This is a genomic window from Lutibacter sp., assembly GCF_041562875.1.
In the GTDB taxonomy this organism is placed as follows: domain Bacteria; phylum Bacteroidota; class Bacteroidia; order Flavobacteriales; family Flavobacteriaceae; genus Lutibacter.
This window is the reverse complement of sequence record NZ_JBFFOE010000017.1, coordinates 24,159-41,359: the sequence shown is the minus strand read 5'-3', so window position 1 is coordinate 41,359 and position 17,201 is coordinate 24,159. Positions and strand designations below refer to the sequence as shown.

The 17,201-nt window shown below is 30.1% G+C and carries 12 protein-coding genes; 2 read left to right on the top strand and 10 right to left on the bottom strand.

Annotated elements, in window-relative coordinates:
- The 5 genes from ABY863_RS04170 to porU form a co-directional block, all read right to left on the bottom strand.
- Positions 1 to 970, bottom strand: a 970-nt coding sequence (locus ABY863_RS04170; RefSeq protein ID WP_372793007.1) for a 3-oxoacyl-ACP synthase III family protein, incomplete at its 3' end; no start/stop codon positions are given.
- Between the two features lie 32 nt (positions 971 to 1,002).
- Positions 1,003 to 1,386 carry a group III truncated hemoglobin gene (locus ABY863_RS04165; protein ID WP_372793006.1) on the bottom strand — a complete coding sequence of 128 codons (384 nt, stop codon included), beginning with the start codon at positions 1,384 to 1,386 and terminating at the stop codon, positions 1,003 to 1,005.
- An 11-nt stretch (positions 1,387 to 1,397) separates the two neighbouring features.
- On the bottom strand, positions 1,398 to 1,880 hold the full coding sequence (gene cdd / locus ABY863_RS04160) for a cytidine deaminase (RefSeq protein ID WP_372793005.1): 483 nt from the start codon (positions 1,878 to 1,880) through the stop codon (positions 1,398 to 1,400).
- A gap of 18 nt (positions 1,881 to 1,898) precedes the next feature.
- Positions 1,899 to 3,044, bottom strand: a complete 1,146-nt coding sequence (gene porV, locus ABY863_RS04155; protein ID WP_372793004.1) for a type IX secretion system outer membrane channel protein PorV — start codon at positions 3,042 to 3,044, stop codon at positions 1,899 to 1,901.
- Positions 3,045 to 3,082: 38 nt separating this feature from the next.
- Complete coding sequence (gene porU, locus ABY863_RS04150) at positions 3,083 to 6,892, bottom strand: type IX secretion system sortase PorU (RefSeq protein WP_372793003.1); 3,810 nt, start codon at positions 6,890 to 6,892, stop codon at positions 3,083 to 3,085.
- A gap of 178 nt (positions 6,893 to 7,070) precedes the next feature.
- Here porU and gldJ point away from each other — a divergent pair, with 178 nt between their 5' ends.
- Together gldJ and murF are read left to right on the top strand one after the other, a co-directional pair.
- Positions 7,071 to 8,771, top strand: a complete 1,701-nt coding sequence (gene gldJ / locus ABY863_RS04145) for a gliding motility lipoprotein GldJ (RefSeq protein WP_372793002.1) — start codon at positions 7,071 to 7,073, stop codon at positions 8,769 to 8,771.
- Positions 8,772 to 8,835: 64 nt separating this feature from the next.
- The gene (murF, locus tag ABY863_RS04140) at positions 8,836 to 10,095 is read left to right on the top strand and encodes a UDP-N-acetylmuramoyl-tripeptide--D-alanyl-D-alanine ligase (RefSeq protein WP_372793001.1); all 1,260 of its coding nucleotides are present in this window, start codon (positions 8,836 to 8,838) and stop codon (positions 10,093 to 10,095) included.
- Here the strand turns inward: murF and ABY863_RS04135 are convergent.
- The 5 genes from ABY863_RS04135 to ABY863_RS04115 form a co-directional block, all read right to left on the bottom strand.
- Positions 10,081 to 10,941: an N-acetylglucosamine kinase gene (locus tag ABY863_RS04135; protein WP_372793000.1), complete on the bottom strand. Its 861-nt coding sequence runs from the start codon at positions 10,939 to 10,941 to the stop codon at positions 10,081 to 10,083. The genes murF and ABY863_RS04135 overlap by 15 nt on opposite strands.
- Positions 10,942 to 10,962: 21 nt before the next feature.
- Positions 10,963 to 11,967, bottom strand: a complete 1,005-nt coding sequence (gene gap, locus ABY863_RS04130; protein WP_372792999.1) for a type I glyceraldehyde-3-phosphate dehydrogenase — start codon at positions 11,965 to 11,967, stop codon at positions 10,963 to 10,965.
- A gap of 37 nt (positions 11,968 to 12,004) precedes the next feature.
- Positions 12,005 to 12,991 (bottom strand): 6-phosphofructokinase, encoded by a 987-nt coding sequence (pfkA, locus tag ABY863_RS04125; RefSeq protein WP_372792998.1) that lies wholly within the window; start codon positions 12,989 to 12,991, stop codon positions 12,005 to 12,007.
- A 251-nt stretch (positions 12,992 to 13,242) separates the two neighbouring features.
- The gene (locus tag ABY863_RS04120; protein WP_372792997.1) at positions 13,243 to 15,120 is read right to left on the bottom strand and encodes an alpha-amylase family glycosyl hydrolase; all 1,878 of its coding nucleotides are present in this window, start codon (positions 15,118 to 15,120) and stop codon (positions 13,243 to 13,245) included.
- 5 nt (positions 15,121 to 15,125) lie between these two features.
- The gene (locus ABY863_RS04115; RefSeq protein ID WP_372792996.1) at positions 15,126 to 17,201 is read right to left on the bottom strand and encodes a glycoside hydrolase family 97 protein; all 2,076 of its coding nucleotides are present in this window, start codon (positions 17,199 to 17,201) and stop codon (positions 15,126 to 15,128) included.

The following is a 17,201-nucleotide window of genomic DNA, read 5'->3' as shown; positions in this document are numbered from 1 at the left end:
TTTTAATCAAATCAAATAGTGTTGGAACTGTTGCTACTGAACTATTTCCTAATGTATGAATACTCATAGGCATTATACCTTCAGGAAGCTTTGTTTTATATAGGCGATAAAAACGTTTAATAATAGCTTCATCCATTTTTTCATTTGCCTGATGAATCAATATTTTTTTAACATCTGAAATATCAATACCACTTTTATCTAGTGCTGCTTTCATAGCAATGGGAACATTATTTAATGCATATTCATAAATTTTACGACCATACATTTTTATATAACGAGTATCATTATTTTCATTTTTATTAAATGATTTTCCGAAAAACAAGTAATAACATTCATCTAACGAATCTGTTTGGGCTATATGACTTAATATTCCCGAAGAGGAATTACCTTCAACCGCTTCAACTATACAAGCACCTGCACCATCTGAATATATCATTGAATCCCTATCAAAAGGATCTAAAACTCTTGATAAAGTTTCTGTTCCTATTACTAAACACTTTTTTGCTAAACCAGATTTTATATAAGCTTCTGCTTGTATAACACCTTGAATCCACCCTGGACAACCAAATAATATGTCGTAGGCTACACAATTTGGATTCTTAATTTTTAAATTATGCTTAACTCTTGAAGCTAAACTTGGTAAAATATCACTCTGAATAGAGGTACTTTTAACATCTCCAAAATTATGAGCTAAAATTATATAATCTAATTCTTCTGGATCAATATTTGCATCTTCAATAGCATTTTTAGCAGCAAAATATGCCAAATCTGATGATGTTAAGTCTAAATTAGCATAACGTCTTTCTTCAATTCCTGTTATAGCTTTAAATTTCTCAATAACAACCTCATTTTCATATTCCATTGAGGAACCGTCTTCATTTAAAAATTGACTTGTTAAAAAATCTGAATTCTTCTTAATTACTCTTGGAATATAGCTGCCTGTACCTGTAATTATTGATTGTAGTTTCATTATAAAAAATTAGTGTTCAAATTTAATAAGCCTTATTTTTTTAACTCATTAATTTTTATTTCCATTACGACGGCTATCGACAAAGCTCTTGTCTTTGCAGCATGCGCCATCTCACCTTCAAACAAGTCGTCAATTGTTAGGTTAAAGTTTGATAACCAACACTTAAAGTGTGCTGAATTGAAAGGTTTTGTTTGGTGCAATTTTAGGTGAGGTAGCATTGCGTTTTTACGATACCCACCTGAATAAAACAATACATTATCCCAAAAATCTACCAAGGTTTGTAAATGCTCTTCTAAAAGAATTGGATCCGTAAAATCTTCAAAAAAATGAGATACTAATTTATCATTCATTAACCTTACATAAAACGCTTTCACAAGCAAATAAATATCTTGTTTATTCCTTATATCATTTTTCATAAATAAATTACTTACAAAAAAGATTTATCGAAGGCAATTGGCAGCAAGTCTAAAACAGAATTCGTTTTAATAACCTTACCAACTTCTCCCATAAAATACACTTCAATTTTATCTTTCTGCTTTAATTCATATTCAGACAAAGTTTGTCTACAAGCCCCACAAGGAGCAACAGGTTCTTTGGTTAATTGAGTTGAAGAACTTGCTGTAATTGCTAATTTTGATATTTTAAGATTTGGATATTCTGATGAGACTTTCCAAATAGCAACACGTTCAGCACACATTCCAGAAGGGTATGCTGCATTTTCTTGGTTATTACCAGTTACTACTGTTCCATCTTCTAATAAAAATGCTGCTCCAACCTTAAAATTGGAATAAGGTGCGTATGCATTTTGTTTGGCTTCTATAGCTTTATTCATTAAATCTTTTACGGTATTTGACAGTTCTTCAATAGAATCAAACACCATAATTTGAGTTTTTATTTCAATTTTTTTCATTAAAAATTATTATGTTCTTTAATTAATTTCAAATAATTGTCCAAAATCAAATGCCAACGAAAAACGAAGTGTATTTTCTAAAGGATTGTTAATATCTGAAGCATTAAATAAATATGAAATATCAAGTTTTGAACTTTTAAATTTAAAACCTGAACCAATTGTAAAATATTTACGTGCTCCTTTTAAATCACTTTCGTTAAAATAACCAGCTCTAATCGCAAAAGAATTATCATACATATATTCTGCTCCTAAAGCCCAAGTAACTTCTTTAAGCTCTTCACTAAATCCTCCTGGAGCATCTCCAAAAGAACTAAAAATACCACTCACAAAACCAACATCATCTTGGATATATGGTGCTGACTCTCCATCTTCATTTAATGAGATACTTGGTGTAGGCACTAATAATTTATTAAATTCTAAATTCACTGTTACTTTATTATAAGTATCTAAAATAAAATCGAAACCAGCTCCAATTTTCAAATTAGTTGGTATATAATTATCTTGCCCGTCATCAGTATAAGATACTTTTGGGCCTATGTTAGAAATGTTATAACCACCTCTCCAAACACCATTGAAGTTACCGTAATTTTTTTCTTCTGACTGAAAATACCCAGAAATATCTACAGCAAATGTACTTACTGGTTTAATTGTTGAGTTTGCTGATTCAATACCTAAATCTGAACGAATATAGCGCATTGTAACTCCCATTGCATATGTTTCACTAAGTTTCAAAGAGTAGGAAGCGTCTAATGAAAATTCGTTTAATTTTTCAGTTCCTTCAGGAGCTCCATTAATATCAGTTAAATCTATTTGACCTAAATTAAAATATTTTAAACTTGTTGCCCACGCACTTCTATCATCTATTTTATTGGCAAATGAAAATCCTCCTAAAAAAACATCATTAGTTAGTTCACGTAACCAAGGTGTATAAACTATACCAATAGCGAATTGCGAAGGCATGAATGCAAATTTTGAAGCATTCCAATGCTGCGAGTTTGCATCAGGTGATGTTGCTACACCTATATCTCCCATTCCTCCAGCTCTAGCATCGGGTGCTATTAATAAAAATGGAGCTGCGGTAGTAATTGTGTTTTGTGTTTCTTGAGCATTTATTTTTGAAAATGCTACTAAAAAAATAAGTACTAATGTGGTTAATTTTCTCATTAATTTGGTTAATTTAACTGAACAAATATCTTAATTTATTATTGAAGTATTACTAATTTTTCTATTTTTTCTGCTTTTGCACTGGAATTAAGCGACTTAACTTTTAATTTATAAATATAAACTCCTTTTCCTATTTTTGATCCAAAATCATCTAAACCATTCCAAGCTATTGTTCTTGATAAATTCCCTTCAGATTGTACTGTTTCATTAATTGTCTTCACTAATTTACCTGACACAGTGAAAATTTGTACTTGAACATTTAATAACTCATTTGGTTTATTATGATTGAACCAAAACTCTGTATAATTAATAAAAGGATTTGGATAATTAAGCACATTGCTTAAAATTAAATCACTGTCATCAACTATAAAAAAAGAAAACGTTGTTTCTGATAAATTATTGTAAGTATCCCAAACTTTTAAAGTTAAGGTATGCATTCCCGTTGAAAGATTTCTAAATTGGTAGTTTACTTTTCCCTTTTTATAATCATTTAATTCCGTTTGATAGAAGTCGTTTAAAAGTATTGGATTTGCCTGATCTCCATCTAAAATGGCAACTATGTCGTGATCTACTGCTGTGATTGAAGTATTAATACCGCTTTCATCTTCTAATACGGCAATAAACAAAGGTGATTCATTGGTAGTGCCTCCATCAACAAAATTTAAATCGTTCATATATAATTGCACTAATGGACCCATATTATCTTCAGGCGCATTGGTATTAATACCACCTATGGTTACATCAAAATTATATCCTGCTTTATCTATGCTATTATTTGAAGCGTAAAAACTCAATTTTCCCTTTCCATAAGCCACTTTTATATCTCTTGGCGCAACAAAATCAAAACTAAATTTTCCAGCTTCAACTTTTGATCTTCCTTTAAATATTTTACTTTCAATAGCATCAAACTGCATGGTAATATTTTTATTATCGTTGTCTAATGTAGTTTTATTTATAGATTTATCGTAAACTGTAACGTCTAATTCACCTTCAAAATCGTTTAATATTTGTCCTGTTGAATTAGCAACTTCTCCATCAAATTTAACATAAGACAACGCTTTTATCGTGTCTAATGACTGTGTTATATTAACACCATTCATTTTAGTTATTTTAATTGTTGGGCTTGGCAAGCTAAGTTTCATTGCTGGATCTCCTATGGAATACACAAAATAACGTTGTGATGTAGAAAATTGATTCTTAACATTCATTAAAGATTCTGCAATTGAATAATTTTCATTATTAAAATTTAACAATGGTTTTATAAGACGTTCATTTAAAGCCTCTCCAACACTGATAAAAACTTCTCTTGTAGTTGTTATTAATGATGCTGCTCCTCCGTTTTCATTCCAGAATAAAAATTCTCCTGCTGTTTTTCTTAACGGATTGTCAAATCGAGTAAATTCACAAGTTACCGTAATAAATAAGGGAAGTTTAAAGTCATTTTTCCAATTTTGAATATCTGAAACTTCTAAAATTCGTTCAGCCGCCCAACCATCTTCACCTCCATGTCCAAAATAATCAACTAAAACAGTTCCTTTTTCTACTTGATTTGATATTTCAGTATTTACAGTTGGATACCTATTCCCTCCGGAAGAAGTTTGCTGTGTATATGCATCCATATATACTTTTTTGAGGTTAAAAATAGGTTGATTTACTGAAATAGTATCTGCAATTTTCTCCATTTCAATTTGCAATATTTCCTCTCCAGCCGCATCAATATCATCTGCAACTAATGTAATTTGAGTACGCCAATCTCCGAATGATTTTGGATTGTAGTAATTCAAAATTTTATCAACCACTTGTTCAGCTTGTAAAATGTCTGAAACTGGGATTCTTCCTGTAACAACATCTTGCCTCTCAAAAGAATTCATTTCACCTTCATTAGCATCCATCATTCCATAAAAATCATCTGTAACATAAGATGTTGCTAAATTAAAACTATCAAATGCTTCAAAAACTGGAACTATATTATTATTTCCTCCTATTCTATCTTTATAATCATAAGATGCATCACCAAACAAGCACACGTATTTTAGCTGATTTGTTGTTGCATTATCATACAAATATTTTACAAAATCTCTAATCCCAGTAATATCTTTTGAGCCTGAAGAAAATTCGTTATATATTTTATTTAATGAGACAACCTGAACATTTAAATTAGAGTTTTGAATGTGGTAATTAGCCAAACGTTGTGCCTGATCTGTTAAAAAATCTTGTGTAATAATTACGTAGTCAATATCTATTAAGTTATGTAAGTTTTGATTTGATATTTTAGCATTTTCTATAATTTTAGGGGTATAAAAATCACTTTCATTTACAACTATAAATTCTTTAAACGCTCCTCCATTAATTTTAAATGTAAAATTAGAACCTACAGCTTCATTTATAATATTTTTAGAATTCTGAGCATCTGTTACATCCCAAACCCAATTTATATTTGATGAATTTTCAATAACATATTCAAAAACACCTGATACATTTGTGATATCAAAATTTCGAAAAGAAAATTGTTTTTCTAAGGCTATTAATTTTTTCTTTCCTAAAACTTCAATATAATCCAAATATGCTTTTGCTGAAGGATTCCCATTATTATTATACGAAATTTTAATAGCTACTGAATTTCCTGAAAGTTGCAATGCTCCGCTATTTTTATTTGCTACAGCTTTTGTTAATCCTCCATTAGCAGGCAAATTAATAGTAAATAAAGATTGGTTATTAACTTCAACTTGCATTTGTGATGCAACTGATGATTCAGCTACACCTCTAACTCTTACAATTATATTTTCAGAAGCATCTGTATTTCTAAAAGGTATAGAATACTCATGAACATTTTCTATACTATAATTATCACCAAACCATTGTTGACCAACCGCAAACATGTTCACCTCATCTTTTTCGAAAAAAGTATAGTCATGAAATGTTGTTATTTGTTGATTTGCAGAAGCAGAAATTTGTGTTTTATCTGAAATTCTTTTCCCCTGAGAATCAGCAATAGTAATAAAATAATAAGATTCATCTGAAAAAATATTGAATTGATGTTCAACCTCATTTAAATTACTACTTTCAATATTTTTCCAATTATGAGGTCCTTTTGCATAAAACAGCACATAGTCATTATTATCAAAGCTGTTATCACCTTCACCTTTTACGTAAATAGCATTTTCTTGTAATCCATCAAATCTGAAGTCACCATTTTTAAATGGAAGCATTTGCCCACCATTTCCATATATTTTTATGTTTTTAGGGTTTATTGAATTCACATCAATACCTAAATTTTGTAAAAAAGTTTTATCAATTTTATAAACTCCTGTTGTATCAACAGCAAATTTATACCAATCACCTGAAGCTAATACCGAGTTTTTAACATCCGAATTTTTTGTGTAGCTATTTGTTTTAGATACTACTAAATTATATTCCAAATCAAACGAAACAATTTTCTTTACGATTGGACCCTCTTTTAAAAAGGGAATTAAGTTTAAAACTGCAAAAGTTTTGTTTCGAGATTTTACAATATTAAATTCAGAATTTAGCGTTGTAGCTATGAAATTAGTATTCAATAAATTAATGCTATTTTTAGTTAAAGTTTCAAAAACAATATTTTTAATTGAATAATTGTTAAGTTCAACTCCATTTGCAACTTCCCATATTTCAGAAAAAGAAGGATTTAAATTCTGATCAATAAAATTACCCTCCACTAAACTCGCTTTTACAGTAAGATTTTTATTTATGCTAAAGTCAACGTTATCAATCCATCTTAGCTTAAAATTTTTAGTTTCATTTTGTTGAGAAAAAAGCAAATTTCCAACTATACAAAATAGTATTAAAAGGTTTTTCTTTAACTTATTCATAGAATAAATAACAGTTAATTTTGAAGGTTGTTTTTATAATAATACAACATTACATATAATAAAGAACAAAAACAATCGTTACAAAAACATAATAAAATATTTAATTAAAATAATTTCTTGTAAAAAAATTTATTTAGTGTAAATTGCGAGACATTAAACCCTATAAGTTAAAATGAAAATGAAAAATTTATTTAATGTATCAAGAATTTTAATAGTTGCCCTTTCAACCTTATTATTTGTTAGCTGCCACAATAGAACTTCAAGAGACAAGTCAGTTTTAACAGGCTGGGATTCAAAAGATAAAGCCGCCGCAGGGTTTTCCTCAAACACAAATTACCGAGGTCAAATATCTCCTCCAGGAATGGTTTTAATTGAAGGAGGTGCTTTCACAATGGGTCATGTACAAGATGATGTTTTGTTTGATTGGAATACAACACCGGTAAAGCAACAAGTGCGTTCATTTTACTTAGATGAGTCTGAAGTTACAAATTCAGAGTATGTATTTTATTTAGAATGGATGGAAAAAGTTTTCCCTCCTAGTGATGAGAATTATAAAAATATTTATCTATCAGCTGTTCCAGATACGTTGGTTTGGAGAGATGTTTTAGGCTTTAATGAGTTATTAACCGAAAATTATTTAAGACATCCATCTTATGCAGATTATCCGGTTGTTGGTGTAAGTTGGATACAAGCAACACAATATTGCAAATGGAGAAGTGATAGAGTTAATGAAAAAATATTAATGGATAAAGGCATTTTAAATCCTCTTTTTGAAAGTGATTCACTTGAAGTAAGAGGCCAAAATAACTTTAATACAGATACCTATTTAGAAAATCCTTATGCGCTTTTTGATGGAGATTCAACTATTTATAATAAAGGGTTACCATCTAATGCTAAAAGAAAAAAAGGAGACCCTAAACCTAGCAAAGGTTCATTTACAGGAAGGCAAGTAAAAGTTTCTGACGGAATTTTAGCTCCAAAATTTAGATTACCAACTGAATCTGAATGGGAATATGCTGCAAAAGCAATTGTAGAAAAAAGAGAATATAATAACATTAGAGGTAGAAAGAAATATGCATGGGATAGTAATTATACTCGTAACAAAAATAAAAGAGTACAAGGAGATCAATTAGCCAACTTTAAACAAGGAAAAGGAGATTACAGTGGTGTTCCTGGTTGGAGTAATGATGGTGCTGATATTACAAATCGTGTAAAACAATATGATGCCAATGCATTTGGGCTTTATGACATGTCTGGAAATGTTGCTGAATGGGTAGCAGATGTTTACAGACCAATTGTGGATAATGATGCTAACGATTTTAATTATTTTAGAGGTAATATTTTTACTAAAAAGATGATTGATTCTGAAGGTAAAGTTGTGATGGTTGATGATACTTCTGTTGAATATGACACTTTAGACAATGGTAAAATAATACCAAAAACGTTACCAGGAAGTATTAAATACATCCCAATTAGTAACAGAGATGCTTATATGAGAAACAACTATGAAAAAGCTTATAATGTAGATGCTAAAGATGGAGATTTGGGCTCAACAAAATTATATGCAAAAAATGAAGATGAATTAGAGACAAAACCAAGGATGTATAATTCACCAATAAAACCTAGAGTTATAGGTGAAAGTGGTTTATTAATGCAACAATATGATACTAAAAAAAGAACGACTTTAATTAGTGATAAATCTCGTGTTTATAAGGGTGGTTCTTGGAAAGATAGAGAATACTGGTTAGATCCTGCTCAAAGAAGATATTTACCTGAGTATATGGCTACTAACTATATTGGTTTTCGTTGTGCTACAGATAGATTAGGCACTATGACATCTAAAAGAAGAAAACCAACAACAACAAAAATTAGATATTAGTTAATAATTAATAATAATATAAAACCTCATTGAAAATTCAGTGAGGTTTTTTTATATTTAAACAATGAATATTGAACAGCTTTACAAGTTATATACTGAAACATATTTAGTAGATACTGACACTAGGAAGATTAGAAAAGGAAGTATTTATTTTGCTTTAAAAGGTGAAAACTTTAATGGAAATAAATTTGCCGTTGAAGCTTTAAATAATGGTGCTAATTACGCAATTATTGATGAAGAGGAATTCAATACTCATCAAAACACAATTCTAGTAGATAATGTTTTAAAAACCCTACAAAAATTAGCTAATTTCCATAGACAAAAACTCAATATTCCAATTATTTCTTTAAGTGGTAGCAACGGTAAAACAACTACTAAAGAATTAATTAATGCTGTTTTAAGTGAAAAATATAAGACAACTGCTACTTTTGGTAATTTAAACAATCATATTGGTGTACCTCTTACACTTTTAACTATGACACCAACTACTGAAATTGGGATTGTTGAAATGGGTGCAAATCATTTAAAAGAAATTGATTCTTTATGTAAAATTGCAGCACCTAATTATGGTTATATTACAAATTTTGGAAAAGCACATTTAGAGGGGTTTGGAAGTGTTGAAGGAATTATTGAAGGAAAGTCTGAACTTTATAATTTTTTGAGAAATAATAATGGAATTGCTTTTATTAATTCTGATGATGCACTACAAGTAAAACAATCCACAGGAATTCATTCAATTACATTTAATAAAAATTCTATACAATTTATTGAAGCAAATCCTTTTGTTAAAGTTCAGTTTAGAAATACAATTATCGAAAGTAAATTAATTGGGAAATACAATTTCAATAATATTGCGGCAGCAATTACCATTGGAAATTATTTTAAAGTGTCTGAAGAACAAATCAAAAATGCCATTGAAAGTTATATTCCTACAAACAACCGCTCTCAAATTATAGAAAAAGGGACTTCTAAAATTATTTTAGATGCTTACAATGCGAACCCAAGTAGTATGCAAGCAGCACTTGAAAATTTTAATGAATTACATAATACTAACAAAGTAGTAATTTTAGGTGATATGTTTGAATTAGGGAATGAGAGTAAAAATGAGCATCAAAAAATTGCTGAATTAGCTACCTCATTTAATTTTCAAAAGGTTTTTTTAATAGGAAAAGCATTTTCTACAACTCATGTAAAAAATGCTTTTATTTATGATAGTTTTGAAGGTTTTAAAACTTCAAACAAAAATTTAAGTATTGAAAATTCCACAATTCTAATCAAAGGTTCTCGTGGTATGGCTTTAGAACGTATTTTAGACTTGTTCTAGCTTTAACTGTTCTCTATGATATTCAATTAAACCATCAATGGGTCTTCTCACAATATTACCAATTTTAATCATATGATATCTTGCTACATCATTAATAATGTCTTGTGCAAAATAAGCTATTGAACCTACGAAATGAATAGGTACTTGTTCTGATTCCGGAAATGGTAATATTCTATTTTTAAAGAAATCTTTCACTCCTTTGTGTAGCACTTTATTGAAATAACAATTACGTTTATTTCTAAAAATAAATTCTGCAAAATGAGCTAAATATGCATTTGGATTTTCTTCTTTATAAATATTCTTTTTAATGGTATCTGCATCTAAATTATATTGCTCTTCAAATTTTTTGGCAATATCTTTTGGCATTTTATGATAGTAATAATCACGTATCAATTTTTTCCCAAAATAGTTTCCACTAGCTTCATCCATTAAAATATAACCTAATGAAGGCACTCTAGCATCAACATTTTCACCATCAAAATAACAGCTATTTGATCCAGTACCTAAAATACATACAATTCCAGGTTCAGAAGTTACTGCATATACTGCTGCATAAGTATCTTCTTTTACAACAACTTTAGCATTCACAAAAAATGATTCAAATGTAGATTTTAAAAACGATGTTAGCCTTTCAGTTCCACAACCTGCACCATAAAAATAAACATGCGTTACATTTTCTTTGCAACTCATTAAATATTGGTTTTCTTGAATTCTATTTTTTAATAAACTTTCACTCAATATTTCAGGATTCAAACCTTCTGTTCTCGTCTTAAAAATTTGTTTTCCAGTTTTATCTATTAAAATCCAATCAGCTTTGGTTGAACCTCCATCTGCAATTAAAACCATTTTTTGTGAATTAAATTTGTATTATTTTACTGAATAAATATATTCAGCTAAGTCAACTAATTTTGTTGAATAACCAAACTCATTATCATACCAAGATACTAATTTAAAGAAATTATCATTTAAAGCAATACTTGCTTCAGCATCAAAAACACTTGTTCTTGGCTCAGAAACGAAATCTTGAGAAACAACAGCTTCATCAGTATATCCTAAAACACCTTTTAATTCGTTTTCAGAAGCATGTTTTAATGCAGCCTTAACTTCAGCCCAAGTAGCAGCTTTTTTTGTTCTCACTGTTAAATCAACAACAGAAACATCAGCAGTTGGTATTCTGAAAGACATTCCAGTTAACAAACCATTTAATTCAGGAATAACTTTTCCAACAGCTTTTGCAGCACCAGTTGAAGAAGGAATTATGTTTGTTAAAGCACTTCTACCACCTCTCCAGTCTTTTCTTGAAGGACCATCAACAGTTAATTGAGTTGCAGTTGTTGCGTGTACCGTAGTCATTAAACCTTCAATAATACCAAAGTTATCGTTAATTACTTTAGCTAAAGGAGCTAAACAGTTAGTTGTACAAGATGCATTTGATACAATTGTATTAGCTGCTGTAATTTTTTTATGGTTTACACCCATTACAAACATTGGTGCATCAGCAGAAGGTGCAGAAATTGCAACTTTTTTAGCTCCTGCAGTAATGTGTTTTTGAGCACCTTCAAGGCTTGTGAAAATTCCAGTACAATCAAGTACAATTTCAGCACCTACAGCATCCCATTTTAAATCTTCAGGATTACGTTCAGCAGTAATTCTAATTTCTTTCCCGTTTACAACTAAGTTTCCATTAGCTACTTCAACAGTTCCGTCAAATTTTCCGTGTACTGAATCGTATTTTAATAAATAAGCTAAATGTTCAACATCTAACAAATCATTAATACCTACTACTTCTACATTTGGTCTTGTTGCTGCTACTCTAAAAGCAATTCTTCCAATTCTACCAAATCCGTTAATTCCTATTTTAACTTTTGCCATTCTATTTATTTTTAATATTTGTAATTATTATTCTATTTTATATTGATGTTATTTCAGCTACTCTAAGCAATTCCTCATTTATATCATTATTCATTTTAATAGCCTTATCCAATTCAACTTTTGATATTTGATTATTTGTAATTCCTACCATAACCCCAGTTGTTCTATCTAACAAAGCTTCTACAGCAGCAACTCCTAATCTGCTTGCCAATACTCTATCATAACAACTTGGTGAGCCTCCACGCTGCATATGACCTAACACGGATACTCTTATATCATAAATTGGAAAGTTTTCTGTAATATAATCTGCCAATTCGAAAACGCTTTTCCCAATTTTATCACCTTCAGAAACCACTACAATGCTAGATGTTTTTCCATTTGCTCTACTTTTATTCAAAGAATCAACCAATCTATCTAATCCTAAGTTTTTTTCAGGAATTAGTATTTCTTCAGCTCCTGCTCCAATCCCTGAATTTAATGCAATAAAGCCTGCATCACGCCCCATTACTTCAATAAAAAACAATCGGTTATGAGAACTTGCTGTGTCACGTATTTTATCAATAACCTCAACTACAGTATTTAAAGCCGTATCATATCCTATGGTATTATCTGTACCGTAAATATCATTATCAATAGTTCCAGGAATACCTACAAGGGGAAAGTTATACTCTTCAATAAATTTTAGTCCACCTGTAAATGTACCATCTCCTCCAATAAGAACCAGTGCTCCAATACCATGTTTCTTTAGATTTTTATAGGCTTTTGCTCTACCTTCTTCAGTTTTAAACTCTAAAGAACGAGCCGATTTCAAAATCGTTCCTCCTTTATTTATAATATTACTTACGTGACGAGCATTTAAAGTTTCAAAATCTCCTTCAATTAATCCTTGATATCCTCTATAAACACCTACACATTCAACATTATAATAAGCACAAGCTCTAACAACAGCTCTTATTGCTGCATTCATTCCAGGAGCATCACCTCCAGATGTTAAAACTGCTATCTTTTCAATTGGTTCATTCATAGGGTAAAAATATTGCTCAAAATTACTCTTAAATCAATTTTTTTCCTATAAAATTAGCCAATATTAACTATAACGATTTCGCTATCGGTCTTTAAAAAAGAGTTCAAAATAAGAACTCTTTTTTTTAATTAAATAACCTATTATCAATTTATTAAAACAAATTTAATGAATAAATATTTTATAATGAAGAAAATTGATTCTTTACTATTAATTCATTTACAAATACAATTAAAGCGTTTATAAAATTATTTCTAATTGACCACTTTTAAAATAAGAGAAGCTAATGGTTCTAATTTTAATTTTATAATACCTTTTCCATTTTCAACTGTTAAATTTGAAGACAATTCTCCATATAATTGTTCTGTCAACTGATAAGTACCATCTGTTAAATTCCAAGTAGAAATAATATCTTCAGGAATTTTTAAATCAAAATCATACGCTCTATTATCATCAAAATTAGAAATAATAATTAGTTTTTCTTCAGCTGACCATCTTACAAATGAAAAAACACGATGATTATAATTTTCTGTATTTTCTTTATTATAATAATGGATCTCCTTATAATCTCCCATTAAAGCACTGCTATGAATGCTAAAATTAAGTAAGCGTTTGTAGAAGTCTCGTAAACTACTTTCATTTTCAGATAACTGACCTCCATCAAACTTTCCTTCATTCATCCAACGTTGATGATGTGGCACACCTACATAATCAAAAATTGAAGTACGCGTTGAAGATCCAAAACCTGCATTTTCATTACCAGGTTCACCAACTTCCTGACCAAAATATATCATGGTAGGTGAAGTACTTATAGTTGCTGAAACTACCATTGCTGGTTTTCCTTTTTCTGCTGAATTTGCAAATTCAGCACTTGCAATACGTTGTTCGTCATGGTTTTCCAAAAAATGTAACATGTTGTGCTCAATATCAGCCATTTCATTTTGAACTCCAACTAAATGATCTGTCCAACCGTGACCTTGCATAATGTGTTTTATAGAATCGTATAATGCAACTTTATCATACAAATAATCCATTTTTCCTTTAAAAATATAATCACGGTATAAAGCTGGATTGTAAACTTCTGCTAAAAGAAAAGCATCCGGATTTTTCATTTTAATAGCTGAATTCATATAGCTCCAAAATTCTACGGGCACCATTTCAGCCATATCATAACGAAAACCGTCAACACCTTTGTCTATCCAATACAATGCAATATCTCTAAATTTTTTCCATGAACTTGGAACTGTTTTATCTTTCCAAAACTCATAATGAGCTTTGTAATCTTCATTTTCAAAACCTTCAGGCAAATCAGAAAAATCTTTTCTTCCATCAGGACTAACCCCATAATTAATTTTAACAGTTTCATACCAATCATTAACATTTGGTTGTGCTAAACGAGATCCATTACCTGTCCATTTTGCAGGTTTTTCTTCAAATTTACTATCTGAAAGCACATTTACTTCTCCACCTAAAGGTTGGTAATTATTTTGCCAGTTAGGGACTACAAAATCCTGACCTGGAATATAATAGAAGTTATTATTTTTATCGTATTCTACATTTTTATTGTCATTTGCACCAAAATCTTCAACACCTTCTGGATTTGTTTTTCCTTGGTAATTCCTTGCTACGTGATTGGGCACAATATCAATAATTACTTTCATTCCTATCTTATGTGTTCTTGCAATCAAAGCTTCAAACTCTTCCAATCTTTTTGAAGGGTCAACAGCTAAATCAGGATTTACATTGTAATAATCTTTCACAGCGTATGGAGAACCTGCTCGGCCCTTCACTACATCGGGATCATCGTTTGAAATACCAAATTCGGTATAATCTCTAATCACATCATGATGCGGCACACCTGTATACCAAATATAAGTAACACCTAAATCTTTTATTTCTTGAAGCGCCTTATCAGTAAAATCATTGAATTTTCCAACGCCATTTTCTTCAATAGTTCCCCAAGGTTTATTTGTGGTATTTGTATTTCCAAATAAACGTGTAAAAACCTGATATACAACTTCTTTATGATTTTTTTTAATTTCCATAGTCTCTTTCGCTACTTTTTTATTTTGATTACAAGCGGCAAAAATAATAAATAGACTTACAAAACTGCCAATAAGTGTTTTTTTCATTTTATTTATTTTTTAATTAAGCTAATTGCAAAACCACCACCTTTCGCTAATTTTAACAACTCTTTTGATGTATTTGTAATTTCCAATTTTCTAATATTTAAACTTGTCGGATTTTTATCCCAATCTGCATCTTCTGCATCTTCATAAATAATTGCTTCATAAACATCATCGGCATTTAAAAAATCGAATGCTAACTCCATTTCTCTTTCATTTTCATCTGTGATTCCACCAATAAACCAATTCTCTGAATTTTTTTCTTTTCTAGCAATTGTTACAAAATCTCCAATTTCTCCATTCAAAACTTTTGTTTGTTGCCAATCTACACCTACATCTTTTATAAACTGAAGCGCAGGATTTCCTTCATAATTTTCAATTAAATCTGCAGCCATTTGAACCGGGCTATAAATAACTACATATAAAGCTAATTGTTGAGCAATGGTTGTATTTACCTGATTGTCTTTTTTCCATTTATCAAATTTAATATCAAAAATTCCCGGTGTATAATCTATTGGACCCGCCAACATTCTAGTAAATGCAACAATTGGTAAATGTTCTGGTGGATTTCCTCCATCAGAAGACCAAGCATTGAATTCTTGCCCCCTTAATCCTTCTCTAGAAATAGTATTAGGATACGTTCTTCGCAATCCAGTTGCTTTAATAGGTTCATGCGCATTAATTGCCACTTGATATTTCGCCGCTTTTATGACCGCATTGTTATATTGATTTACCATATATTGTCCGTGATGATATTCTCCTTTAGGTAAAATTTTTCCAACATAACCTGTTTTTACAGCGTGAATTCCCAAACTTTGCATTAACGCATAAGCAGTATCTTGTTGTTTTTCATAAGTTTGTGTTGCTGCTGATGTTTCATGGTGCATAATAATTTCCACTCCTTTTTCTTTTCCATAACGCACCACTTCTTTTAAATCGTAATCTGAATATGGAGTTACAAAATCAAACACGCCTTCTCTATCTTCAAAACCAATCCAATGTTCCCAACCGGTATTCCAACCTTCAACCAAAACAGCTCCAATATTATTTTTTGCTGAAAAGTCTATAAATGCTTTTGCATTTTCAGTAGTTGCTCCATGTTTGCCAGAAGCCATATCCCAGGAAGATTTTCCTAAATGCATTTCCCACCAAATACCTGTATATTTTGTTGGTTTAAACCAAGATATATCTTCTAATTTATTTGGTTCGTTTAAGTTAACAATCAACTTAGATGCTATCAAATCTCCTGCTTTTTCTGATATTTGAATTGTTCTCCAAGGAGTTTCAAAAGGCACAGTTCTTTTCACTTTATAATCTGTGTTATCAGAACCAACCAACTCACTTGTCATGGATAAATTATTGGTATCTACCTTTAAAGTCATACCTGAATAATCAACCAAACTTGCTTCATGAAAACTCAAGTGCAAACCACTTTTTGTTTTCATTGTAACAGGTGTATTTACAGCGTTTTCTGGAATTGAAGTTTGTGCTAAATTTTTATGTCCAGCTTTTGACTTTGCATCAATTTCACTAAACTTTGTTGTATTGTACAAATGTTCATAAATATCCCAATCTCCAGGAATCCACCATACTTTATGATCTCCTGTTAAATTAAACTGTGTGTTTTCATCAGTAATAAAAACTTCTTTTAAATTTTCTTGTTCTGGAAATTCATATCTAAAACCAATACCATCATTATATACTTTAAAAACTATAGTTAGTTTTCTTTTTAATTCTGAAGCTTCTTGAAGTTCAACCTTCAGTTCATTGTAATTATTTACAACTTCAATTTGTTCTCCCCAAGGCATTTCCCAAGTTTCGTTAAAACTACTTGGTACGGCACTTATAATTTCAAAATTTCCTTTTAATGAAGGAGCATCTTTTAAATCAAAACCTAATGTTGATGTTTTTATAACTTCCTCATTTTTATACGCCACTTGATATATTGGTTCTCCATTTAAGTTCAAACTAAATTCAACTTTAATATTCGAATCTGGTGAACTTAAAATTGTTTGATTTTCTTCTTTCTTTGAACAAGAAATTGCTAAAAAACAAACAATAATTAAACTAAACTTAACTAATTTCAT

Bases quoted from the DNA above. Each gene is read 5' to 3' on its own strand.
- ABY863_RS04165 (WP_372793006.1), bottom strand. From the start codon at position 1,386: ATGAAAAATGATATAAGGAATAAACAAGATATTTATTTGCTTGTGAAA.
- cdd (WP_372793005.1), bottom strand. From the start codon at position 1,880: ATGAAAAAAATTGAAATAAAAACTCAAATTATGGTGTTTGATTCTATT.
- porV (WP_372793004.1), bottom strand. From the start codon at position 3,044: ATGAGAAAATTAACCACATTAGTACTTATTTTTTTAGTAGCATTTTCA.
- porU (WP_372793003.1), bottom strand. From the start codon at position 6,892: ATGAATAAGTTAAAGAAAAACCTTTTAATACTATTTTGTATAGTTGGA.
- gldJ (WP_372793002.1), top strand. From the start codon at position 7,071: ATGAAAAATTTATTTAATGTATCAAGAATTTTAATAGTTGCCCTTTCA.
- murF (WP_372793001.1), top strand. From the start codon at position 8,836: ATGAATATTGAACAGCTTTACAAGTTATATACTGAAACATATTTAGTA.
- ABY863_RS04135 (WP_372793000.1), bottom strand. From the start codon at position 10,941: ATGGTTTTAATTGCAGATGGAGGTTCAACCAAAGCTGATTGGATTTTA.
- gap (WP_372792999.1), bottom strand. From the start codon at position 11,967: ATGGCAAAAGTTAAAATAGGAATTAACGGATTTGGTAGAATTGGAAGA.
- pfkA (WP_372792998.1), bottom strand. From the start codon at position 12,991: ATGAATGAACCAATTGAAAAGATAGCAGTTTTAACATCTGGAGGTGAT.
- ABY863_RS04120 (WP_372792997.1), bottom strand. From the start codon at position 15,120: ATGAAAAAAACACTTATTGGCAGTTTTGTAAGTCTATTTATTATTTTT.
- ABY863_RS04115 (WP_372792996.1), bottom strand. From the start codon at position 17,201: ATGAAATTAGTTAAGTTTAGTTTAATTATTGTTTGTTTTTTAGCAATT.